Here is a 20,580-nt window from a genome sequence, read left to right as displayed (position 1 = left end):
ACCCGACGGGTTCTCTCAAGGGCGAGGAGAAGCAGCACATGTCCACCAATGAACAGCGGGTCGCGGTAGTCACCGGCGCGGCGCGCGGCATCGGCGCCGCCACCGCCGTACGGCTGGCCGCAGAGGGTCACGCGGTCGCCGTGATCGACCTGGACGAGGCCGCCTGCAAGGACACCGTCGAGAAGATCACCTCGGCGGGCGGCAAGGCCGTCGCGGTCGGCGCCGACGTCTCCGACGAGGCGCAGGTCGAGGCCGCCGTCGCGCGGGTCGTCGAGGAGCTGGGCGCGCCGACCATCCTGGTCAACAACGCCGGTGTGCTCCGCGACAACCTGCTGTTCAAGATGAGCGTGTCCGACTGGGACACCGTGCTCGGCGTGCACCTGCGCGGCTCGTTCCTGATGACCAAGGCCGTGCAGAAGCACATGGTGGACGCGGGCTTCGGCCGGGTCGTCAACCTGTCCTCGTCCTCCGCGCTCGGCAACCGCGGCCAGGCCAACTACTCGGCCGCCAAGGCGGGTCTGCAGGGCTTCACCAAGACCCTCGCCATCGAGCTGGGCAAGTTCGGCATCACCGCCAACGCCGTCGCCCCCGGCTTCATCGCCACCGAGATGACCAAGGCCACCGCCGACCGCGTGGGCATGGGCTTCGACGACTTCAAGAAGGCCGCCGCCACCCAGATCCCGGTCCAGCGCGTCGGTGAGCCCGAGGACATCGCCAACGCCATCGCCTTCTTCACCGGCGAGGCGGCCGGATTCGTCTCCGGCCAGGTCCTGTACGTCGCGGGCGGACCGCTCGACTAGCCGGTCCGACCCGAGGAACCTGGAGCACACGGACATGACTGAACTTCCCGCACTCTCCGGCAAGGCGGCGCTCGTCACGGGCGCCAGCCGGGGCATCGGTTACGGCGTCGCGGAAGCCCTGGTGGCGCGCGGTGACCGCGTGGTCATCACCGGCCGCAACGAGGAGGCGCTGAAGGAGGCCGTCGAGCGGCTCGGCGCCGACCGCGTCATCGGCGTCGTCGGCAAGGCCCACGACCTGGCCCACCAGACCGAGGCCGTCGAACGCGCCATGGAGGCCTTCGGCCGCGTCGACTACCTCGTCAACAACGCGGGCACCAACCCGGTCTTCGGCCCCATCGCCGACGTCGACCTGGACGTGGCCCGCAAGGTGTTCGAGACCAACGTGATCTCGGCGCTCGGCTTCGCCCAGAAGACCTGGCACGCCTGGCAGAAGGACAACGGCGGCGCGATCGTCAACATCGCCTCCGTCGCCGGCCTCGCGCCCTCGCCGTTCATCGGCGCGTACGGCGTGAGCAAGGCCGCGATGATCAACCTGACCCAGCAGCTCGCGCACGAGTTCGCGCCGAAGGTACGGGTCAACGCCATCGCCCCGGCGGTGGTGAAGACCAAGTTCGCCGAGGCCCTGTACGAGGGCCGCGAGGCGGAGGCGGCCGCCGCCTACCCCCTCGGCCGCCTCGGCGTCCCCTCCGACATCGGCGGGGCCGCGGCCTTCCTCACCTCCGCGCAGTCCGACTGGGTCACCGGTCAGACGCTCGTCGTGGACGGCGGCATCTTCCTGAACGCCGGGGTGGGCTGACCCCCTCCGGCCCGCGCCGTACGGGCGCCGTTCCCCTCGGGGAGCGGCGCCCGTACGCGTTTTTGGCCGGGTCGCGGACCTGACAACGTAGTCATGCATAACCGTTCAACAACCCATGTTTCAGGAGAGGTTCAGGAGGTCTTGGGCTGCGGTATGGTCTGCCGACCTTGGTACGGCGGATCGAGGAGCGAGCGCGTGTTCAAGCGGAACAGAGTCCGGCGCAGGGTCGCGGCGGCCGTGTCCCTGACCTCCCTCATCACCCTGCTGCCCGGCTGCGGTCTGTTCTCCGACGGCGGCCCCGACGACAGCAGCCCCATCGTGGTGGGGACGACGAGCGCGCCGAGCACCCTGGACCCGGCGGGGGCCTGGGACGGCTCCTGGGAGCTGTTCCGCAACGTCTACCAGACCCTCCTGGCCTACCCGAACGGCGCGACCACCCCGCAGCCGGACGCCGCCGAGAGCTGCTCCTTCACCGACTCCACCAGCCGCACCTACCGCTGCCGGCTGCGTTCCGGGCTGAAGTTCGCCGACGGCGACCCGCTGGACGCCGAGGCCGTCCGGCACTCCGTGGACCGCATCCGCACCATCAACGCCCCGAGCGGCCCCGCCGGACTGCTGGAGGGTCTGGACCGGGTGGAGACCGCCGGCGACCGGGAGGTCGTCTTCCACCTGAAGAAGCCCGACGCCACCTTCCCCTTCGTGCTCGCCACCCCCGCCCTGTCCCTGGTCGACCCGCGCGAGTACCCCGCCAACGCGCTGCGCGCCGAGAAGAACGTGCGCGGCTCCGGCCCGTACCTGCTGGAGTCCTACGACGAGGGCGAGCAGGCGGTGCTGAAGCGCAACGACCGGTACGAGGGCTTCGCCGAGCGGGAGAACCGAGCGGTCACCATCCGCTACTTCCAGGACTCCGGCGCCATGGTGAAGGCGCTGCGCGACAAGCGGATCGATGTCACCTACCGCGGGCTCGCCGCCGACGACATCCTCGCCCTGCAGCAGCAGGCCCCGGCCGATCTGCAACTGGTCGACGGCACCGGCACCGACATCAGCTACCTGGTGTTCAACCCCAAGGACCGCTGGGCCGGCAACGCGGCCGTGCGCAAGGCCGTCGCCCAGGTCGTGGACCGGGGCGCGATCGCGCACAAGGTGTACCGGGACACCGTGGAACCGCTGTACTCGATGGTCCCCAAGGGCCTGACCGGCCACGCCACCTCCTACTTCGACCGCTTCGGCGACCCGAGCGCGGGCAAGGCCCGGGCGATCCTCACCGGGGCCGGGATCAAGCAGCGGGTCCCGCTCACCTTCTGGTACACCTCCGACCGGTACGGCTCCGAGACGGCCGTGATGTTCCAGGAGCTGAAGCGGCAGCTGGAGGCGTCCGGGCTGTTCACCGTCACCCTGCGCACCCGCCCGTGGAAGACCTACGTGACCGGCTACCAGAAGGGGGAGTACCCGGTGTTCGGGCGCGGCTGGTTCCCGGACTTCCCCGACGCGGACAACTTCATCGCGCCCTTCGTGGGCGAGCACAACGCCCTCGGCACCCCCTACGAGACCAAGAAGATCACCGGCGAGCTGCTGCCCCGGTCGCGGGCGCAGGGCAACCGGGCCGAGGTGGTGAAGGACCTGACGTCCGCCCAGCGGATCATGGTGGAGGACGCCCGGCTCATCCCGCTGTGGCAGGGCCGCCAGTACGTCGCGGCCAGCGAGGACATCGCGGGCGGCGAGAAGGCACTCGACCCGTCGACGATCATGATGATGTGGGAGCTGCACCGCAAGACCAGCTGGTGAGCGGCCCGCCCGCCCGCGTTGTCAGTGGTCGCCTGTAGGTTCTGAAGCCTTGGAAGTGACCGCCGATCGTTAGGGACACCGACGTGACCGACATCGCCATGCTGCCCGAGTCCTGGCAGGGCGTTCTGGGCGACGAACTGCAGCAGCCCTACTTCAAGGAGCTGGCCGAGTTCGTCGAGGAGGAGCGGGCGAAGGGTCCCGTCCACCCGCCGCGCGAGGAGGTCTTCGCCGCCCTCGCCGCGACGCCGTACGACAAGGTCAAGGTGCTCGTCCTCGGCCAGGACCCGTACCACGGCGAGGGCCAGGGGCACGGCCTGTGCTTCTCGGTCCGGCCCGGGGTGAAGACCCCGCCGTCGCTGCGGAACATCTACAAGGAGATGCGCGAGGAGCTGGACCTGCCCGTCCCGGACAACGGCTATCTGATGCCGTGGGCCGAACAGGGCGTCCTGCTGCTGAACGCGGTCCTCACGGTGCGCTCCGGCGAGGCCAACTCGCACAAGGGCAAGGGCTGGGAGAAGTTCACGGACGCGGTGATCCGCGCGGTGGCCTCCCGTCCCGACCCGGCGGTCTTCGTGCTCTGGGGCAACTACGCCCAGAAGAAGCTGCCGCTGATCGACGAGACGCGGCACGTGGTGGTCAAGGGCGCGCACCCCTCGCCGCTCTCCGCGAAGAAGTTCTTCGGCTCGCGTCCCTTCACCGCGATCAACGAGGCCGTCGCCGCGCAGGGCCACGAGGCGATCGACTGGCGCATCCCCGACCTGGGCTGACCGGGACCGGCCAGGCGGTCTCGCCACGTCGCTCGGGGCCGCCTGCCCGGTATCGCCGCCGACTGCGGTTAGCGTCGGGGGCGGACGGCCGACGAGCGGCCGGAAGACGCGTCCGGAGGGTGCGGTGGCGGAGCGACAGGAGCAGACGGCGCCCGACGCCCTGCTCACCCGGATCGGGCAGATCGTCATGCTGCACCGCGGCGGCGACCGCGAGGAGGCCCGGACCCGGCTGCTGGAGCTGTGGGACCGGGCGGCCGAGTCCGGTGACGCCCTGCACCGCTGCACCCTCGCCCACTACCTGGCCGACACCCAGGACGACCCGGCGGACGAACTCGCCTGGGACCTGCGGGCGTTGTCGGCGGCCGACGAGCTGACCGACGGCCGCCCCGGCGCCGACCCCTCGACCGTGCGCGGCTTCTACCCGTCCCTGCACCTCAACCTCGCGGCCGACTACCTCAAGCTGGACCGCGCGGAGGCCGCCCGCACCCACCTCCGCCGCGCCCGCCGCGCGGCCGACACCCTCACCGACGACGGCTACGGCACCGGCGTCCGGGCCGCGATCACCCGCCTGGAACTCCGCCTGTCCGCCACCGGCCCCACAGAGCCGGACGGCTGGGGACCACCGCGACAGCGGCCGAAGAGCTAACCCCGACGACGCGTCTCACCGCCCGTACGTCCGGTCGCAGATCGTGGACTGGGGGCTGTTCTTCGGCCAGCCGCCGTACTTGCGGCCCAGGGCGCACACGTTCGGGGCTCTTGGCGCGGTGCGGGGCCGATGCGGGGTGCCGGTGCGCGGGTTCCGCTGCCGCTGTTCCGGGTATGCCCGGCGGGGTGCGGGGGCGGCTGGAGGGCGCCGCGGTTCGGGGGGAGCGGCCACCGGGGGGCGCGGTGCGGCCGGGCGGGGGGAGGTGCCGGTCCGCTCCAAAGCCTCCCGCGCGGGCCCCGGTTCCATCCGGGGCAGCGCGCTGCCGTCCGGGCGGGCCGCCGCGGGCCGGGAGGGCCGGGCGTCAAGGCCCGGTTCGGGCGCCGAGGGCCCGTGCACGGTCATGCACCCGGTGAGAGCCGCGACGGCCACGGTGAGGAGAAGCGCTGCGGCGGTCGTCGTTCGATCCACCCGCCCACTCTGCGCGCCCGGCCCACCGCCCGGCCCCGGTGACGGGCCCCGGATGCCCCGCACGGGTGATCTCTCGCCCCGCCGGGAGGGCGTGGCGCGGACGGAGGCTGACGCCGCCCGCCGGTCGGCCGGGAGACGGACGTGTCCCGGCGGAGCGCCTCAGCCGTCCAGGTGCCCGCCGTATGCTTCCGGGAGGAAAACGCAGGACAGCGGCAGGGAGAGCACACGTGAAGGTCGGCTGCATCGGACTCGGCGACATCGCGCGGAAGGCCTATCTGCCGGTCCTCGGCACACAGCCCGGACTCGACCTCCACCTGCAGACCCGTACCCCCGCCACCCTCACCGCCGTGGCCGACTCGCTGCACCTGCCCGCCGGGCAGCGGCACGAGACGCTGGACTCCCTCCTGGACGCCGGCCTCGACGCGGCCTTCGTGCACGCGCCCACCGCCGTGCACCCGGAGATCGTCACCCGGCTCCTGGAGGCGGGCGTGCCCACCTACGTGGACAAGCCGCTCGCCTACGAACTCGCCGACTCGCAACGGCTCGTGGAGCTCGCCGAGCGCCGGGGCGTCCCCCTCTTCGTCGGCTTCAACCGCCGCTACGCCCCGTCCTACGCGCAGGTGCTCGAGCACCCGCGCGACCTGATCCTGCTCCAGAAGAACCGGGTCGGCCTCCCCGAGGAGCCGCGCTCGATGATCCTGGACGACTTCATCCACGTCGTCGACACCCTGCGCTTCCTGGCGCCCGGACCCGTGGACGACGTCACCGTGCGCGTCCGGAGCGAGGCAGGGCTGCTCCACCACGTCGTGCTCCAGCTCTCCGGGGACGGCTTCACCGCGCTCGGCGTGATGAACCGGCTCTCCGGCTCGGCCGAGGAGGTCCTCGAGGTCTCCGGGCAGGACACCAAGCGCCAGGTGATCAACCTCGCCGAGGTCGTCGACCACAAGGGGCAGCCCACCGTGCGCCGCCGGGGCGACTGGGTCCCGGTGTCCCGGCAGCGCGGCATCGAGGGGGCCGTCCTCACCTTCCTCGACGCCGTCCGCGCGGGCGAACCGCTCAGCGCACGGGACGCGCTGGCGACTCACGAGCTGTGCGAGCGGGTGGTACGAGCGGCCGGGGACCCGTCCGGCGCGGCCTGAGCGCCCGTACCCCCTCCGTCACGCCCAGCACCGTCAGCACCAGCAGCGCGACGTCCACCGGCCAGTCGCCGTGCCGGACGTACGGGGTGACTCCGTGCGCCAGCGGGACGTCGTACACCCGGGCGGCGCTCGCGCCGGTGCCGAGCCAGGGGCCGAGGCGCTCGCCGTCCGGGCCGTACACCGCCGAGACGCCGGTCAGGGTGGCGTGCACCATGGGGCGGCCCGTCTCGGCGGCCCGGAGCGCGGCCAGCGAGGCGTGTTGTTCCGGGGCCCAGCTCCGCTGGAAGGTGGAGGTGGCGGACTGGCCGACCAGGACGTCCGCGCCGTCCTCGGTGAGATGGCGGCCCATGTCGGGGAACGCGGTCTCGAAGCAGACCAGCGGGCCGAGCCTGAGACCTCCGGCGTCCATCACGACCTGCTCGGCGCCCCGGTGCCGGTCCTCGCCCGCCGCCTCGCCGACCGACGTGGCCCAGCCGAGGAGGGCGCGCGCCGGGACGTACTCGCCGAACGGCACCAGCCGCATCTTGTCGTACCGGTCGCCGGTGGGGCCGTCGGGGCCGATCAGCACGGAACTCTTGTAGATGCCGGGGCGGTCGGAGCGGCGGGCGTCCACGTTCACCAGCACCCCGGCGCCGGTCTGCCGCGACAGGGCGGCGATGCGGCGGGCCAGGTCGGGCCGGTCGCCGAGGTCCTCGCCGACACTGCTCTCGCCCCAGACGACCAGGTCCACGTCCCGCCCCGCCAGTTCCCGGGTCAGCGCCTCCTCCCGCGCGAACCGCTGCCCCGGCCCCCGGGGACCGTCGTACACCCCCGGCTGGACGACCGCGATCCGCGCCCGCCCGTCCACGTCCGCGCGCGGCACCCAGGAGTACGCGGCGCTCGTGGCGGCGGCGGTGGCGATCAGTGAGGCCACGGCGGGCACCCGGGAGGCGCGCACCGAGACCAGCACCGCCAGCGCCACGTTGACGGCGACCACCAGGAAGCTGAGCAGCCAGACCCCGCCCACGGAGGCGAGCCGCAGCGCCGGGCCCACCTGCCACTGGGTGGAGCCGAGCATCCCCCACGGCCCGCCGAGCCCCTGCCAGGAGCGGACCAGTTCCACCGCCAGCCACGCCGAGGGCAGCACCAGCAGGGCGGCCGAGGCGCGGCCGGGGGAGGGGGTGCCGCCGAGGAGACGGTGCACCAGCAGACCCCAGGGGGCCCACAGCGCGCCGAGCAGGGCGGCTATCAGGAAGATGAACACGTGCAGGCTCGGCAGCAGCCAGTGGTGCACGGCCAGCATGAACCCGATGCCGCCGCACCAGCCGTCGAGCGCGGCCCGGCGCGCGGTCGGCGCCGAGCGGGCCAGCGCGATCCAGGGGACGAGGGCGACGTAGGCGAACCACCACAGGGCGGGGGCCGGGAACGCGAGCACCGGCAGCGCGCCCGCGAGGGCCGCGGCGCCCGACCGGGGCCAGGGGGAGCCCAGTGGCCGGCCGAACTTCCTCGTGCTCCTCATCCGGAGTCTCCCTCCCCAGGGCCCTCACCCCCAGTGTGCGCGCCTCACGCGCTCCACGACAGGGCGCCACCGGCGATATCCGGTGGCGGGGCGGGCGTCCGGTGGCCGAACCTGGTCCCATGACCGACCGACCCGCCGCCCCGGAACCGAAGTTCCGCATCCGGGCCGCCCACACCTCCGACACGGTCACGGTGTACCAGGCGTACCGGCCGGAGATCGGTGTCCCGGCGGCCCGGACGGGCCGTTTCCCGGACTCCTGGAGCCGGACCCGGATGACGTGGATCAAGCCCTCGTTCCTGTGGATGATGTACCGCTGCGGGTGGGGGACCAAGGAGGGCCAGGAGACGGTCCTCGCCGTGGACATCACCCGCGCCGGCTTCGCCTGGGCCCTGCGCAACGCCTGTCTCTCCCACCACGTCCCCCGACTGCACGGCACCCAGGCCGAGTTCAAGCGCCGTCTGCGCGAGGCGCCCGCCCGCGTGCAGTGGGACCCGGAGCGCGACCTGCACCTGAGTCCGCTGTCCCACCGCTCCCTCCAGCTCGGCCTCACGGGCGAGGCGGCGGCCCGCTATGCCGACCGGTGGATCGTGGACATACGGGACGTGACACCCCTGGCCCGGGAGATCCACGGGGCGGTACGGGCGGGCCGGTCGGAAGACGCGGCCGGGCTGCTGCCCGCGGCCCTATCCCGTGGCCGAGGGGATGCTGGCCCATCTGGGCGCGTAGATCACCGGGGCGGGACGTCCGCACTACCCTGGCCACCATGATTCGCGCAGCGGTCTTCGATGTCGGTGAGTGCCTGGTCGACGAGACGACGGTGTTCGGTACCTGGGCGGACTGGCTGGGAGTGCCCCGGCACACCTTCTCCGCGATGTTCGGGGCCGTCGTCGCGCAGGGGCGTGATCACCGCGAGGTGTTCGAGGAGTTCCGGCCCGGCATCGACCTCGCGCGGGAGCGGGCGGAGCGGGCCGCCGCCGGCCTGCCGGAGGGGTTCGCCGAGACCGACGTGTACCCCGACGTCCGCGACACCCTGGCCACCCTGCGCGCGGACGGCCTGTGGCTCGGCATCGCGGGCAACCAGGACGAGCACGCCGCCCGCCTCCTGCGGGAACTCTTCGCCACGGACGTCGACCTGATCGGCACCTCGGCCGACTGGCACGTCTCCAAGCCCGACCCGGCCTTCTTCGCCCGCCTGACCTCCCTGGTCCCGGCCGAGCCGGACGAGATCCTCTACGTGGGCGACCGCCTCGACAACGACCTCCGCCCCGCCCACCGGGCCGGACTGCACACGGCGCTCGTGCACCGGGGTCCCTGGGCCCGGCTGGCCTGGAACACGAGGGACGCCGGGCGGCTGCCCCTGTTCCGGATCGAGAGCCTGCTGGAACTGTCGGGACTGATCAGGGAGTTCAACGACCACAGGGGCTGATGCCCGCGTCCGCGCATCCGGGAACCGCGTCCCGCTCCCCGGCGTGATCATGGGAATGACACGGAAACAGCGGGCGCGCCGGGCGATCGGACATCTGACGGCCGTCTGGGCGGCCGGAGGCGCCATGGCCTACGTGCAGTTCATGGCGGTGGGCGTCGCCCTCTTCGCCGACCTGGCCGCGCCGTTCACGGCGGTCGCCGTCGGCTCGATGCTGCTCGCGTTCGCGGCGCTGGCCGGACTCGGGGCCGCATTCCGCCGGTGGGTGCCGCTCATGCGCCGGACGGGCGGGGTGTGGGCCTGGGCCGCGGCTGTGTACGTCCTCGGAACGGCCGGCGCGACCGGGGTCGCCGTGATGGTCATGGAGACCGACCGACCGTGGGGTGTTCCGCTGGTCTTCATCGCCGGGGGCGCCTGCTACGCGATCGCCGCCGCGCTGCTCCTCCCCGGCGCCCGGGTGAAGGCCGGCGCACTCGGGACGGCGGCCGCCATGGCGGCCGGCTGCTGGTACACCGTGTGGGCCGCCGCGCAGCCCCCCACCCTCGACGAATGGATCACCGCCAACGGCGTGGACCGGACCATGCTCCGCGTCGGCGACCCGCCGCCCGGCTACACGCTGAACGTCCTCGGGGCGAGCGAGGACGGATTCGGCGCCGACTACGAAAGCTCCTCCTCGACGCACCTGCACCTCGGCGTGGAACGCACCGGCCACGACACCCGCCGCGCCGACGCGAGCGGCTGCCCGGTCTCCTACGAACCGGTCCACTGCACGGACGACGGCGCGGGACGCCGGCTGATCACCTTCGAGGGCGGATACGAGCACCAGGAGCTGCGCCTCACCCGCGACGGCCTGGTCTGGACCGTGACCATGGACGGCACACACACCGACCTCGCCCCGGCCCGCCACATCCTCTCGACCCTCCGCCCGGCCACCGACACCGAACTGGCGGGCCTCGTCGAGCGCCCGATGCGCCGCTGACCCGAGCCGGGCGGCCGGCTCAGCCCGCCGACTCCGCCGCGTGCGGGCTCAGTACGCCCGCGCCGACCAGGGCGATGATGACGATGCCCAGGGCCACCCGGTAGTAGACGAACGGCATGAAGCTCTTGTTGGAGATCCACTTCATGAACCATGCGATTACGGCGTATCCCGACCCGAAGGCGATGACCGTGGCGAAAAGGGTCGGGCCCCACGCCACCTCGCTGCTCTCGCCCAGGGAGTGCTTCACCTCGAAGACGCCGGAGGCGAGGACCGCCGGGATGGCGAGGAGGAAGGAGTAGCGGGCCGCGGCCTCGCGCTTGTAGCCCATGAAGAGGCCGCCGCTGATGGTGGCGCCGGAGCGGGAGACGCCGGGGATGAGGGCGCACGCCTGGCAGAGGCCGAAGATCAGGCCGTCCCGGACGCCCAGGTCCTGCAACGTCTTGCGCTGCTTCGGGCTGCGGTGCCGGCCGCCGGACTCGTCGCGGGCCGCCATCCGGTCGGCGATGCCTATGACCACACCGACCACGATCAGCATCGTCGCCGTGATCCTCAGGTCCCGGAACGGCCCCTCGATCTGGTCCTTCAGCGTCACGCCCAGCACCCCGATCGGGATCGAGCCGACGATCACCAGCCAGCCCATCTGCGCGTCGTGGTCGTGCCGCATCGACTTGTCGAACAGGGAGCGGAACCAGGACGAGATGATCCGCCCGATGTCCTTGCGGAAGTAGATGATGACCGCCGCCTCCGTGCCGATCTGCGTGATCGCGGTGAAGGCCGCGCCGGGGTCCTGCCAGCCGGAGAAGGCCGCCGTCAGCCGCAGATGCGCGCTGGAGGAGACGGGCAGGAACTCGGTGAGCCCCTGGACGAGTCCGAGGACGAGGGATTCAAACCAAGACATGGAGGTGTGGCGTCCAAGCGCTGGGGAGCGTAGGGGGATCGTGCGACGCAGGGCAGCGTAGCGGGCGCCGTTGGCAAAGCCTTCACAGGGGGTTGGTCATGCGATGGTCATGAACAGCGGGCCATCGGTGGGGGTACGAGGGGCGTACCAAGGGCGTACCAAGGGCGTACGAGGGGTGTCCGGGCGTCTCCGGGGACGCGTCAACGCCCGCGCAGATGGTGCCGCTTGCGCCAGGCCACCACCGCACCCGCCAGCGCCGGCAGCCCGATCACGGCCAGCGCGACGAGGAACAGGGGCGAGGTCGGCGTCGAGGCGCGGGCACCGGCGACGGCGTACGCGGCCGTGTTCGGGATCGAGCCGAGCGCCGTGGCGAGCAGGAAGGGCGCCGCGCGCATCCGGGAGACCGCCGCGCAGTAGTTCGCCGCCCAGAACGGGACGCCGGGGAAGAGCCGGGCCGCCAGCATCGACCGGAAGCCGTGCCGGCTGAGCTGCCCGTCGGCTGCCTTCAGCCAGCGCCCGCGCAGCAGCGGGCGCAGCGCGTCCTGGCCCAGCGCCCGCCCCAGCCCGAACGCCAGCCCGGCGCCCAGCACCGTGCCCGCCAGCGCCGAGGTCAGCCCCAGGGCGGAGCCGAACAGGGCGCCCGCCGCCAGGTTGAGCAGGGGGCGCGGCACGAACGCCACCGTGCACACCCCGTACGCCAGCGCGAACACCCCCGCCGCGGCGAACCCGCCGAGCTGCGGCGGCCAGCCCTGGGTGAGGTAACGCTGCGGGTCGAGGACGAGCACGGCCGTGGCCGCGCCCGCGAGGAGCAGGAGCAGCAGCGCGAGGCGTGCGTACGGCGACGGCCACACGAGCATGGCGCGCGCGACGAGTCCGGCGCGGGTGAGGAGCGGGACGGGCACGGAGACGGTCGGCCTCAGGGCGACGGCCGGGGGAGCGGCCGTGGCGGTGCCCCCAGAGCGGGTGGTGGCATCGGGCATTCGGCGACACTAACCGACACCGGGGTGTGATCGGCGTATGGTTCACGGCCGTTGACCCCTGTGGGCCCGCGGAAAACCGTTCGACGTGGGACGACGCTTCCGCAATGATCTGCGTCATGTTCCGGTACGCCTTCCTCGCAGCATCCGCGGTCGCGGACGCGCCGAAGGCTGCCGTCCTCGTCCTCGTGGCCGCCGTCGACGGCGCCCGAAGCTGACCCTCTCCGGAAAGTCCGGCGGACCCCGCGAGGGGAGGGTCGGCGAGTTCCAGGGGTCCCGCGCTCTCCACGCACCACCGAGACCACGAGGGACAGCCATGCCCAAGACGGCGTACGTGCGCACCAAGCCGCACCTGAACATCGGCACCATGGGGCACGTCGACCACGGCAAGACCACCCTGACCGCCGCCATCACCAAGGTGCTCGCCGAGCGCGGCACCGGCACCTTCGTGCCGTTCGACCGCATCGACCGGGCCCCGGAGGAGGCGCGGCGCGGCATCACCATCGACATCGCGCACGTGGAGTACGAGACCGACACCCGGCACTACGCCCACGTGGACATGCCGGGCCACGCCGACTACGTCAAGAACATGGTGACCGGCGCCGCCCAGCTCGACGGGGCGATCCTGGTCGTCTCCGCGCTGGACGGGATCATGCCGCAGACGGCCGAACACGTGCTGCTCGCCCGGCAGGTGGGCGTCGACCACATCGTGGTCGCGCTGAACAAGGCCGACGCGGGCGACGAGGAGCTGGCCGACCTGGTCGAGCTGGAGGTGCGCGAACTGCTCACCTCCCAGGGGTATCCGGGGGAGACGATCCCCGTCGTACGGGTCTCCGGGCTGCGGGCGCTCGCGGGCGACCCCCGCTGGACGGCGTCCGTCGAGGCGCTGCTCGACGCGGTCGACACCTATGTGCCGATGCCCGAGCGGTACCTGGACGCGCCGTTCCTGCTGCCGGTGGAGAACGTGCTCACCATCACCGGTCGCGGCACCGTCGTGACCGGCGCCGTCGAGCGGGGCACGCTGCGCGTGGGCGACCGGGTGCAGGTGCTCGGCGCGGGTGGCGAGGGCGCGGAGAGCGTGGTCACCGGGCTGGAGACCTTCGGCAAGCCGATGCCGGAGGCGCAGGCCGGGGACAACGTGGCGATCCTGCTGCGCGGGACGCCGCGCGACGCGGTCCGGCGCGGGCACGTCGTCGCGGCGCCGGGCAGCGTGGCGCCGAGCCGGCGGTTCACCGCGCGGGTGTACGTGCTGGCCGGGGCCGAGGGCGGCCGCAGCACGCCGCTGTCCACCGGGTACCGGCCGCAGTTCTACATCCGCACCGCGGACGTGGCCGGCGGCATCGACCTGGGCGAGGCGGGGACCGTCCGGCCCGGCGAGACGGTGGAGATGACCGTGGAGCTGGACCGGGAGGTGCCGCTGGAGGCGGGGCTCGGGTTCGCCGTCCGGGAGGGCGGGCGGACCGTGGGCGCCGGGACGGTCACCTCCGTCGGCTGAGCCGGGCGGGGTGCGCGGGGGCCGTCCCCGCGCACCCCGCGCGAGCGGCGACAATGGCCCGGTGAGCGAATCCGTACCCGTGAGCAGGGCCGTCGACCACGGCACCGCCAGGCTGATGCCCGACGTCGACCGGGACCGGGCATACCTGCTCACCGTCGACGGGGCTCCGCAGTCCTACGTCGACCTGGACGAGCCGGAGCACCTGGAGTTCGAGTACGCCCGGCGGCTCGGCCACGCCCTGGACGCGGCGGCCGGGCCCGGCCGGGCGCTGGACGTGCTGCACCTGGGCGGGGGAGCGCTGACCCTGCCCCGGTACGTCGCCGCGACCCGGCCCGGCTCCCGGCAGGACGTGGTGGAGGCCGACAAGGGCCTGCTGGACCTGGTCGCCGAGCACCTGCCGCTACCGCCCGGCGCGGGCATCACCACGCACGCCGCCGACGCCCGCGCCTGGCTGGAGGCCGCCCCGGACGACAGTGCCGACGTCCTGATCGCGGACGTCTTCGGCGGCTCCCGTGTCCCGGCCCACCTCACCTCCCGGGAGTACGCCCGCGAGGCGGAACGGGTCCTGCGCCCGGACGGCGTCTACCTCGCCAACCTCGCCGACGCGGCCCCGTTCACCTTCCTCCGCTCCCAACTGGCCAACCTGGCGAGCCTGTTTGAGGAGCTGGCCCTGATCGCCGAACCGGGAGTCCTGCGCGGCCGCCGCTTCGGCAACGCGATCCTCCTCGCCTCCCACCGCCCCCTGGCGACCGCCCTCCTGTCCCGCCGCACGGCAGCGGACGCCTTCCCCGCCCGCGTCGAACACGGCCCGTCCCTGCACGAGTTCATCGGAACCGCCCGCCCCCTCCCCGACACCGAGGCCACCCCGTCCCCCGAACCCCCGTCGGGGGCCTTCGGCATCGGCTGAGTCATCACCCGGCCACACCGGCCTGTCCCCAGGCGCTACTGGCTCTCGGCCGGCTGCCCCTTCGGTGAGTGCTCGGTGTCGGCGGTGGCGTGGGACGCCGCCGTGTTCCGGCTGTCGTGGCGGCGGAGTTCGCGGATGTCCGGGATCAGCAGGACCAGGGCCGTGGCGGTGACGACGAGGGCGGCGGCGCCCCAGAGGGCGGGGGTGCGGCCGAAGGCGGACTGGGCGGGGCCGGCGAGGGCCGTGGCCAGGGGGATCAGGGCGACCGAGCCGAGCCAGTCGTAGGCCGAGACGCGGGACAGCTTGTCCTCGGGGATCTCCTGGTGGAGGGCGGTCATCCAGGAGACGCCGAAGATCTCCACCGTCGCGCCGGCGAGGAACATGACCCCGTGGAGGACCCCTGGGGAAACCGGCACGGCGAGGGCGGCCGAGGGGAGGGCCAGGGGGAAGACGGCGAGGGTGCCGGCGAGGAGGAGCCGGCGGGGGCGGTAGCGGGTCATCAGCAGGGCGCCCGCGGCGGTGCCCGCGCCGAAGGCGCCCAGGGCCAGGCCCCAGGGACCCGCGCCGCCCAGGCTGTCGCGGGCCACCAGTGGGCCGTACACCGCGTTGCTCGCGGCGACCACCGCGTTGACCACGGAGAACTGGACGACGATGCCCCACAGCCAGGGCCGTCCGATGAACTCCCGCCAGCCCTCGCGGAGATCGGCCAGCATGCCGCCGCCGCTCTCACGGGCCGGGATGTGGCTGACGTCGAGGAACGCGCGCAGGGCACCGGCGACCGCGAAGCAGGCCGCGTCCAGGGCGAGTACCCACCCGGGACCGAGCGCCGCGACCAGCGCGCCGCCGAGCGCCGCCCCGCCGAGCGCCGCGCCCTGGGTGGCCATCCGGAACAGGGCGAAGGCCCGGCCCGCGTGCTCCCCCTCCACCGAGGAGAGCAGCATGCCCTCGGCCGCCGGGCTGAAGAACGCCTGGCCGGTGCCGCCGAGCGCGGTGAGCAGCATCATCTGCCACAGCCGGGGTTCACCCGTCAGCACCAGCAGCGCGAACGCCGCCTGGGAGGCGCAGTTGAGGGCGTTGGCCGCGACCATCACCCGGTGCCGGGGCAGCCGGTCGGCGACCGCGCCGCCGACGAGCAGGAACACCACCAGCGGCAGCGTGCGTGCGGCGGCCACCAGACCCACGTCGCCGCCGTCGCCGCCGGAGTCCAGCACGGCGAACGCGGCCGCGATCAGCGACCCGTTCGCACCGAGGCTCGTGACGACGGCGGCGGCGGTCAGTAGCGAATAGTTGCGGCCCGCCCAGGAGGCACGCGCGGAGGAGTCCGGGATCACCGGGCCGACTATGGCCGAGTGGTCCCGGGACCGCCAAGCTGATTACGCGCCGGTCCTCAGCTCTCCGTGGGGTCCCCGTGCAGCCGGACCGAGGAGAGGATCTTCATGATCGTCGCCGTGTCGACCTCCTCCTTCACGCCCTTGGCGCCGTAGAGGTCGAACGACACGATGTCCTGGGCGGAGTTGCGGAAGGCGAAGGAGATGGCCTTGCCGTCGCTCGCGCACTTGCCCTTCTGCGGGCTGCCCGACGAACGCGCCCACGCGTAGGCGCCCTTGACGCCCGAGGAGGTGGTGTAGGGCTTGGCCTTCTTGTCGTACGTCAGGCTCTTCTTGTCGGGCTGGGTGTAGCCGCCGTAGACGTACCACGGCACCCGGATGGACGCGGCCTGCTCGGGGCTCTTCGCGCCGCTCTCGCCGCGCGTGCCGGCCACCGCGAGGGAGGTGTCCTCCGTCCGGCCGTCCTTGTCGCTGTCGTCCGTGCACCACTTGGACTTGTAGACGGCGGGCGCCGACACCGAGGTGATCAGCTTGTCGTCGTCCGCGTGGTCCTCCATGAAGTACGAGGTGTCCGTGGACTCGAGCTGCCACTCCGGCGGCACATCGAACGCGGTGCCGAACTTCGGGTTGACGACGACCTTCCAGCCCGCGATGACGGGCTTCTCGCCCTCCCCGCCACGCGGGTTGTCGTCCGTCGGCGACGAACTCACCGACGGCTCGGGCGTGGGCGACTGGCTGGTCTTCTTCCCGCCCTTGGCCTCGTCGTGGCCGTCGTCCTTGGACCCGAGGACCAGATACCCCGTCACCCCGGCGGTGACGACGACCGCGAGGGCCGAGACGATGGCGACGACCTTGACCCGGTTGCTCCCGCCCCCCGGCTTGTGCGGCGGCTGCGTCGGCGGCCCCCACTGGGGCTGCTGCCCATAGGCGTTCGGCTGCGGGTACTGCTGGTAGCCGGGTTGCTGATACGGATTCGGCTGCTGGTAACCCGGCTGCTGGTACGGGTTGTCCTGCGGGTTCTGCGCGCCCCCTGGCGGCTGCTCTCCTGGCCACATGGCCAGCAACCCTAATGCGCCACGGGACACGTTTCGGTCACCGTCCCTCGTCAGGGGCGTACCGAAACGGGGGAACGGAGGGGACATGGGGCTGGTCAGGCTCGCTACCCGTCGGTAACATCGCGGTCATGACAGTTGAGAGCGCCTCCATGGGCGACATGCTGGCCGCCGCGGTGCCGATGGTGCGGACCCTGAACCTGGAGTTCATCGAGGTCACCCCCGAGCGCGCGGTGCTCCGGCTGCCCGACCAGCCCGAGTACCACAACCACCTGGGCGGACCGCACGCCGGCGCCATGTTCACCCTGGCCGAGTCCGCCAGCGGGGCCATCGTGCTGACCGCCTTCGGCGACCAGCTCTCGCGGGCCGTGCCGCTCGCCGTGCGCGCGGAGATCGACTACAGGAAGCTCGCCCTCGGCCCGGTCACCGCCACCGCCACCCTGGGCCGCCCGGCCGCCGAGGTCGTCGCGGAACTCGACGAGGGCAGCCGCCCGGAGTTCCCGGTCGCCATCACCATCGAGCGCGAGGACGGTTCCGTCTCCGGCGAGATGACCGTGGTCTGGACCCTGCGCCCCAACGGCTGACCTCCCTCACCCACCGCGGCGGCCGCGCGCCCGGCGCGGCGCTCACGCGTCCGTTCGCCGTGGGCGCAGCGGCCGTGCTCGCCGGGGGTGTGCGCCGACCGGGTAGCCTTCCTGGGGGAGTGCCCGCGCGTGGCGCCCCGCAGGGTGCGACAGCGACTGGGAGGAACCGGCGGTGCACGTCCAGGAATGGCTCGACTCGGTGCCCGCGGTCGCCGTCTACGCCGTGGTGAGTCTGGTGATCGGGCTGGAGAGCCTCGGCATCCCGCTGCCCGGCGAGATCGTCCTCGTGTCGGCCGCGCTCATGTCCTCCCAGCACTCCGGCGTCGACCCGGTCGTCCTCGGCGTGTGCGCCACCGCCGGCGCGGTGATCGGCGACTCCATCGGGTACGCGATCGGCCGCAAGGGCGGCCGTCCGCTGCTGGCCTGGCTGGAACGCAGGTTCCCGAGCCACTTCAGCGAGGCGCACGTCGCCACCGCCGAGCGGTCCTTCGAGAAGTGGGGCATGTGGGCGGTCTTCTTCGGCCGCTTCATCGCCCTGCTCCGCATCTTCGCCGGCCCCCTCGCGGGCGTCCTGCGCATGCCCTACTGGAAGTTCCTGATCGCCAACGTCCTCGGCGGCATCGTGTGGGCGGGCGGCACCACCGCCGTCGTCTACTACGTCGGCATCGTCGCGGAGGACTGGCTCAAGCGCTTCTCCTGGCTGGGCCTGGTGGCCGCCGTCGTCATCGGCCTCGGCTCCTTCCTGCTCATGAGGCGCCGCGCGAAGCGGAACGGCTCCACGGCGACGCCGGCCCCGGAGGCCGAGCCGGTCCCCGCCGACCAGCCCTAGCCCTCCGCCCGTAGCCCCCGCGCCGCCTACTCGTGCACCGCCCGGTGCGTCTTCGCCAGGTCCGCGTACAGCGTGCCGTTGAGTGTGACGCCCTGCCGCTCCTCCTCCGACAGCTCCCGGCGCACCTTGGCCGGGACGCCCGCCACCAGTGAGCCGGGCGGTACGACCATGCCCTGCGGCACCAGCGCCTGGGCGGCGACCAGGGAGCCCGCGCCGATCACCGCGCCGTTCAGAACGGTCGCGCCCATGCCGATCAGGCAGTCGTCCTCGACGGTGGCGCCGTGCACCACGGCGTTGTGCCCGACGGAGACGCGCTCACCGATGGTCAGCGGGAAGCCGGGGTCGGCGTGCAGGGTGACGTTGTCCTGGATGTTGGCGTCCGCGCCGACGATGATCCGCTCGACGTCACCGCGCACCACCGCGCCGTACCAGACACTGGCCCCCGCCCGCAGGGTCACGTCGCCGATCACCGAGGCGTTCGGGGCGACGAACGCCTCCGGGTCGACCGCCGGTTCCCTGCCGCCGATGCCCACGATCAGGGCCTTGTGCGTCATCCGTGTCCACCGTCTCTCTGCCGGGCGAGGTTCGAGCCGGACCGCGCCGGGCGGTCCTTCCCGCGCACGGTAGGGCATGACGGGGCCCGCGGGATGGGGTGAAGATCACAGCCGCCCGGCGCCTGCGGGCGAGTGACCGCTGAGTAACGTGGGCGGGTGCCGAAGCGCAAGAACACGTTCTCCTCCTGGCGGCAGGGGCTCGCCCAGCGTGCCGTCCATGCCGCGTGGGGCTGGGCGCAGCGCAGCGGCGCGGTCACCGCCGGGCATCCGGGCCGGTTCCGGTTCCGCGAGATCGGCGAGGCCACCCGGCTCGCCTTCCCGCTCGGCACGGTCTTCGGCGAGCGGTGGATCACCCTCGGCTCGCACTGCATCATCGGCGAGCAGGTCACCCTCACCGCCGGCCTGATGCCCGACCTCGACCTCGGCCCCGACCCGATCCTGCGCATCGGCGACGGCGTCGTCCTCGGCCGCGGCAGCCACGTCATCGCCGACACCACGGTCACCATCGGCCGCGACTGCTACTTCGGCCCGTACGTCTACGTCACCTCCACCAACCACTCCTACGACGACCCGCACGAGCCCATCGGCCGCCAGTGGCCCCGCATGGAGCCCGTCGAGATCGGCCCCGGCTGCTGGATCGGCACCAACGCCGTGATCCTGCCCGGCGCCCGGATCGGCCGGAACGTGGTGGTCGCGGCCGGCGCGGTGGTACGCGGAGCCGTCCCGGACCACGCCGTGGTCGCCGGGGCGCCCGCCCGCGTCGTACGGCGCTGGACGCCCGAGGAGGGCTGGCAGCCCCCGCTGCGCACCCCCGCCCCGGTGCCGCCCCCGGCCGGGGTCACCTCCGCCCAACTGGGCGCGCTGGCCGAACTGGACGAGGAACAGATCGCGCTGCTGGCGGAGCCGGCCGCGGAGGGCTGACCCGGCGGGCACGTGCTCCGCGGCTGACCGCGCAGTACAGTGCGGTGCACGATCGGGTACGGCGTACCGCGGCCCCGTGCACCCGATCCGGTCATTCCTTCCCGTGACCGGCGGGACTCCTGTGACCCCCGTGACCCCCGATGGACGTGATGTGGCGGACCTCGACCTGCTGACCCAGTCCCTGGCGCGCAACGTCCGCCGCTGGCGCACCGAGCGCGGCTTCACGCTGGACACGCTGGCCGCCCGCGCCGGGGTCAGCCGGGGCATGCTCATCCAGATCGAGCAGGCCCGCACCAACCCCAGCATCGGCACCGTCGTCAAGATCGGCGACGCGCTGGGCATCAGCGTCACCACCCTGCTCGACTACGAACAGGGCCCCAAGGTGCGCGTCGTCCCCGCCGACCAGGCGGTCCGGCTCTGGCACACCGAGGGCGGCAGCTACAACCGGCTGCTGGCCGGCACCGAGGCGCCCGGCCCGCTGGAGCTGTGGGACTGGAAGCTGATGCCGGGCGAGCACAGTGACGCCGACCCCCACCCCGCCGGCACCGTCGAACTGGTCCACGTCACCGCCGGGGAACTCACCCTGGAGGTGGACGGGGTACGGCACGCGGTCCCGGCCGGGGCGAGCGCCACCTTCGAGGCCGACGCCCCGCACACCTACGGCAACGAGGGCGACGTACCGACGCGGATGGTGATGGCGGTGTCCGTACCGCCGGTGCGCTGAAGGAGGTCCG

Annotated in this window: 20 protein-coding genes and 1 pseudogene; 15 read left to right on the top strand and 6 right to left on the bottom strand. The window is 73.0% G+C overall.

Features of this window, described 5'->3' with window-relative positions; genetic code table 11:
* The first annotated feature begins 38 nt into the window (after positions 1 to 38).
* The 6 genes from fabG to ABZ898_RS05465 all read left to right on the top strand — a co-directional run bounded on the left by fabG (position 39) and on the right by ABZ898_RS05465 (position 6,401).
* Positions 39 to 800, top strand: coding sequence for a 3-oxoacyl-ACP reductase FabG (fabG, locus tag ABZ898_RS05490; protein WP_361653026.1), 762 nt, complete (start codon positions 39 to 41; stop codon positions 798 to 800).
* Between the two features lie 34 nt (positions 801 to 834).
* Positions 835 to 1,596 carry an SDR family oxidoreductase gene (locus ABZ898_RS05485; protein WP_361653024.1) on the top strand — a complete coding sequence of 254 codons (762 nt, stop codon included), beginning with the start codon at positions 835 to 837 and terminating at the stop codon, positions 1,594 to 1,596.
* Positions 1,597 to 1,791: 195 nt separating this feature from the next.
* The gene (locus tag ABZ898_RS05480) at positions 1,792 to 3,381 is read left to right on the top strand and encodes an ABC transporter substrate-binding protein (RefSeq protein ID WP_361653022.1); all 1,590 of its coding nucleotides are present in this window, start codon (positions 1,792 to 1,794) and stop codon (positions 3,379 to 3,381) included.
* 83 nt (positions 3,382 to 3,464) lie between these two features.
* Positions 3,465 to 4,148 (top strand): uracil-DNA glycosylase, encoded by a 684-nt coding sequence (gene ung / locus ABZ898_RS05475; protein ID WP_361653020.1) that lies wholly within the window; start codon positions 3,465 to 3,467, stop codon positions 4,146 to 4,148.
* Positions 4,149 to 4,272: 124 nt separating this feature from the next.
* Positions 4,273 to 4,794, top strand: a complete 522-nt coding sequence (locus ABZ898_RS05470; RefSeq protein WP_361653018.1) for a hypothetical protein — start codon at positions 4,273 to 4,275, stop codon at positions 4,792 to 4,794.
* Positions 4,795 to 5,489: 695 nt separating this feature from the next.
* Positions 5,490 to 6,401 carry a Gfo/Idh/MocA family oxidoreductase gene (locus tag ABZ898_RS05465; protein ID WP_361653016.1) on the top strand — a complete coding sequence of 304 codons (912 nt, stop codon included), beginning with the start codon at positions 5,490 to 5,492 and terminating at the stop codon, positions 6,399 to 6,401.
* On the opposite strand, the gene lnt is transcribed toward ABZ898_RS05465, so the two are convergent.
* Complete coding sequence (gene lnt, locus ABZ898_RS05460) at positions 6,319 to 7,899, bottom strand: apolipoprotein N-acyltransferase (protein WP_361653014.1); 1,581 nt, start codon at positions 7,897 to 7,899, stop codon at positions 6,319 to 6,321. The genes ABZ898_RS05465 and lnt overlap by 83 nt on opposite strands.
* 119 nt (positions 7,900 to 8,018) lie before the next feature.
* On the opposite strand from lnt, the pseudogene ABZ898_RS05455 reads away from it, so the two are divergent.
* The 3 genes and pseudogenes from ABZ898_RS05455 to ABZ898_RS05445 all read left to right on the top strand — a co-directional run bounded on the left by ABZ898_RS05455 (position 8,019) and on the right by ABZ898_RS05445 (position 10,301).
* Positions 8,019 to 8,625: pseudogene (locus tag ABZ898_RS05455) on the top strand (DUF4291 domain-containing protein).
* A 37-nt stretch (positions 8,626 to 8,662) separates the two neighbouring features.
* Positions 8,663 to 9,325, top strand: coding sequence for an HAD family hydrolase (locus ABZ898_RS05450; RefSeq protein WP_361653012.1), 663 nt, complete (start codon positions 8,663 to 8,665; stop codon positions 9,323 to 9,325).
* A gap of 55 nt (positions 9,326 to 9,380) precedes the next feature.
* Positions 9,381 to 10,301, top strand: a complete 921-nt coding sequence (locus ABZ898_RS05445) for a hypothetical protein (RefSeq protein ID WP_361653010.1) — start codon at positions 9,381 to 9,383, stop codon at positions 10,299 to 10,301.
* A 19-nt stretch (positions 10,302 to 10,320) separates the two neighbouring features.
* On the opposite strand, the gene ABZ898_RS05440 is transcribed toward ABZ898_RS05445, so the two are convergent.
* Positions 10,321 to 11,199 (bottom strand): undecaprenyl-diphosphate phosphatase, encoded by an 879-nt coding sequence (locus ABZ898_RS05440; protein ID WP_361653008.1) that lies wholly within the window; start codon positions 11,197 to 11,199, stop codon positions 10,321 to 10,323.
* 200 nt (positions 11,200 to 11,399) lie between these two features.
* A complete protein-coding gene (locus ABZ898_RS05435) occupies positions 11,400 to 12,179 on the bottom strand; it encodes a TVP38/TMEM64 family protein (RefSeq protein ID WP_361653006.1) in 780 nt (259 codons plus the stop codon).
* A 313-nt stretch (positions 12,180 to 12,492) separates the two neighbouring features.
* Here ABZ898_RS05435 and tuf point away from each other — a divergent pair, with 313 nt between their 5' ends.
* Positions 12,493 to 13,671 carry an elongation factor Tu gene (gene tuf / locus ABZ898_RS05430; RefSeq protein WP_361653004.1) on the top strand — a complete coding sequence of 393 codons (1,179 nt, stop codon included), beginning with the start codon at positions 12,493 to 12,495 and terminating at the stop codon, positions 13,669 to 13,671.
* Between the two features lie 61 nt (positions 13,672 to 13,732).
* Positions 13,733 to 14,578, top strand: a complete 846-nt coding sequence (locus tag ABZ898_RS05425; protein WP_361653002.1) for a fused MFS/spermidine synthase — start codon at positions 13,733 to 13,735, stop codon at positions 14,576 to 14,578.
* A gap of 35 nt (positions 14,579 to 14,613) precedes the next feature.
* Here ABZ898_RS05425 and ABZ898_RS05420 read toward each other — a convergent pair whose 3' ends face one another.
* Together ABZ898_RS05420 and ABZ898_RS05415 are read right to left on the bottom strand one after the other, a co-directional pair.
* A complete protein-coding gene (locus tag ABZ898_RS05420; protein ID WP_361653138.1) occupies positions 14,614 to 15,906 on the bottom strand; it encodes an MFS transporter in 1,293 nt (430 codons plus the stop codon).
* A 59-nt stretch (positions 15,907 to 15,965) separates the two neighbouring features.
* Positions 15,966 to 16,961 carry a hypothetical protein gene (locus ABZ898_RS05415; protein WP_361653000.1) on the bottom strand — a complete coding sequence of 332 codons (996 nt, stop codon included), beginning with the start codon at positions 16,959 to 16,961 and terminating at the stop codon, positions 15,966 to 15,968.
* A 128-nt stretch (positions 16,962 to 17,089) separates the two neighbouring features.
* Between ABZ898_RS05415 and ABZ898_RS05410 the strand changes: the two genes are divergently transcribed.
* Positions 17,090 to 17,542, top strand: a complete 453-nt coding sequence (locus tag ABZ898_RS05410; RefSeq protein WP_361652998.1) for a DUF4442 domain-containing protein — start codon at positions 17,090 to 17,092, stop codon at positions 17,540 to 17,542.
* Between the two features lie 172 nt (positions 17,543 to 17,714).
* The gene (locus ABZ898_RS05405) at positions 17,715 to 18,371 is read left to right on the top strand and encodes a DedA family protein (protein ID WP_361652996.1); all 657 of its coding nucleotides are present in this window, start codon (positions 17,715 to 17,717) and stop codon (positions 18,369 to 18,371) included.
* A gap of 26 nt (positions 18,372 to 18,397) precedes the next feature.
* Here the strand turns inward: ABZ898_RS05405 and ABZ898_RS05400 are convergent, their stop codons facing one another.
* The gene (locus tag ABZ898_RS05400) at positions 18,398 to 18,925 is read right to left on the bottom strand and encodes a gamma carbonic anhydrase family protein (protein WP_361652994.1); all 528 of its coding nucleotides are present in this window, start codon (positions 18,923 to 18,925) and stop codon (positions 18,398 to 18,400) included.
* A gap of 156 nt (positions 18,926 to 19,081) precedes the next feature.
* On the opposite strand from ABZ898_RS05400, the gene ABZ898_RS05395 reads away from it, so the two are divergent.
* Both ABZ898_RS05395 and ABZ898_RS05390 read left to right on the top strand, forming a co-directional pair.
* Entirely contained in the window at positions 19,082 to 19,846 is a 765-nt protein-coding gene (locus ABZ898_RS05395; protein WP_361652992.1) for an acyltransferase, read from the top strand.
* 151 nt (positions 19,847 to 19,997) lie between these two features.
* On the top strand, positions 19,998 to 20,570 hold the full coding sequence (locus tag ABZ898_RS05390; RefSeq protein ID WP_361653136.1) for an XRE family transcriptional regulator: 573 nt from the start codon (positions 19,998 to 20,000) through the stop codon (positions 20,568 to 20,570).
* The last annotated feature ends 10 nt before the right edge of the window (positions 20,571 to 20,580 follow it).

The sequence above is a fragment of the Streptomyces sp. NPDC046860 genome (assembly GCF_040645115.1).
Lineage (GTDB): Bacteria > Actinomycetota > Actinomycetes > Streptomycetales > Streptomycetaceae > Streptomyces.
The sequence above is the reverse complement of the archived record's forward strand: the minus strand, read 5'-3'. Positions and strand labels throughout refer to the sequence as shown.

Coding starts and splice junctions, on each gene's coding strand:
- ABZ898_RS05445 (WP_361653010.1), top strand. CDS start 9,381: ATGACACGGAAACAGCGGGCGCGCCGGGCGATCGGACATCTGACGGCC.
- tuf (WP_361653004.1), top strand. CDS start 12,493: ATGCCCAAGACGGCGTACGTGCGCACCAAGCCGCACCTGAACATCGGC.
- ABZ898_RS05435 (WP_361653006.1), bottom strand. CDS start 12,179: ATGCCCGATGCCACCACCCGCTCTGGGGGCACCGCCACGGCCGCTCCC.
- ABZ898_RS05485 (WP_361653024.1), top strand. CDS start 835: ATGACTGAACTTCCCGCACTCTCCGGCAAGGCGGCGCTCGTCACGGGC.
- ABZ898_RS05410 (WP_361652998.1), top strand. CDS start 17,090: ATGACAGTTGAGAGCGCCTCCATGGGCGACATGCTGGCCGCCGCGGTG.
- ABZ898_RS05450 (WP_361653012.1), top strand. CDS start 8,663: ATGATTCGCGCAGCGGTCTTCGATGTCGGTGAGTGCCTGGTCGACGAG.
- ABZ898_RS05415 (WP_361653000.1), bottom strand. CDS start 16,961: ATGTGGCCAGGAGAGCAGCCGCCAGGGGGCGCGCAGAACCCGCAGGAC.
- fabG (WP_361653026.1), top strand. CDS start 39: ATGTCCACCAATGAACAGCGGGTCGCGGTAGTCACCGGCGCGGCGCGC.
- lnt (WP_361653014.1), bottom strand. CDS start 7,899: ATGAGGAGCACGAGGAAGTTCGGCCGGCCACTGGGCTCCCCCTGGCCC.
- ABZ898_RS05400 (WP_361652994.1), bottom strand. CDS start 18,925: ATGACGCACAAGGCCCTGATCGTGGGCATCGGCGGCAGGGAACCGGCG.
- ABZ898_RS05440 (WP_361653008.1), bottom strand. CDS start 11,199: ATGTCTTGGTTTGAATCCCTCGTCCTCGGACTCGTCCAGGGGCTCACC.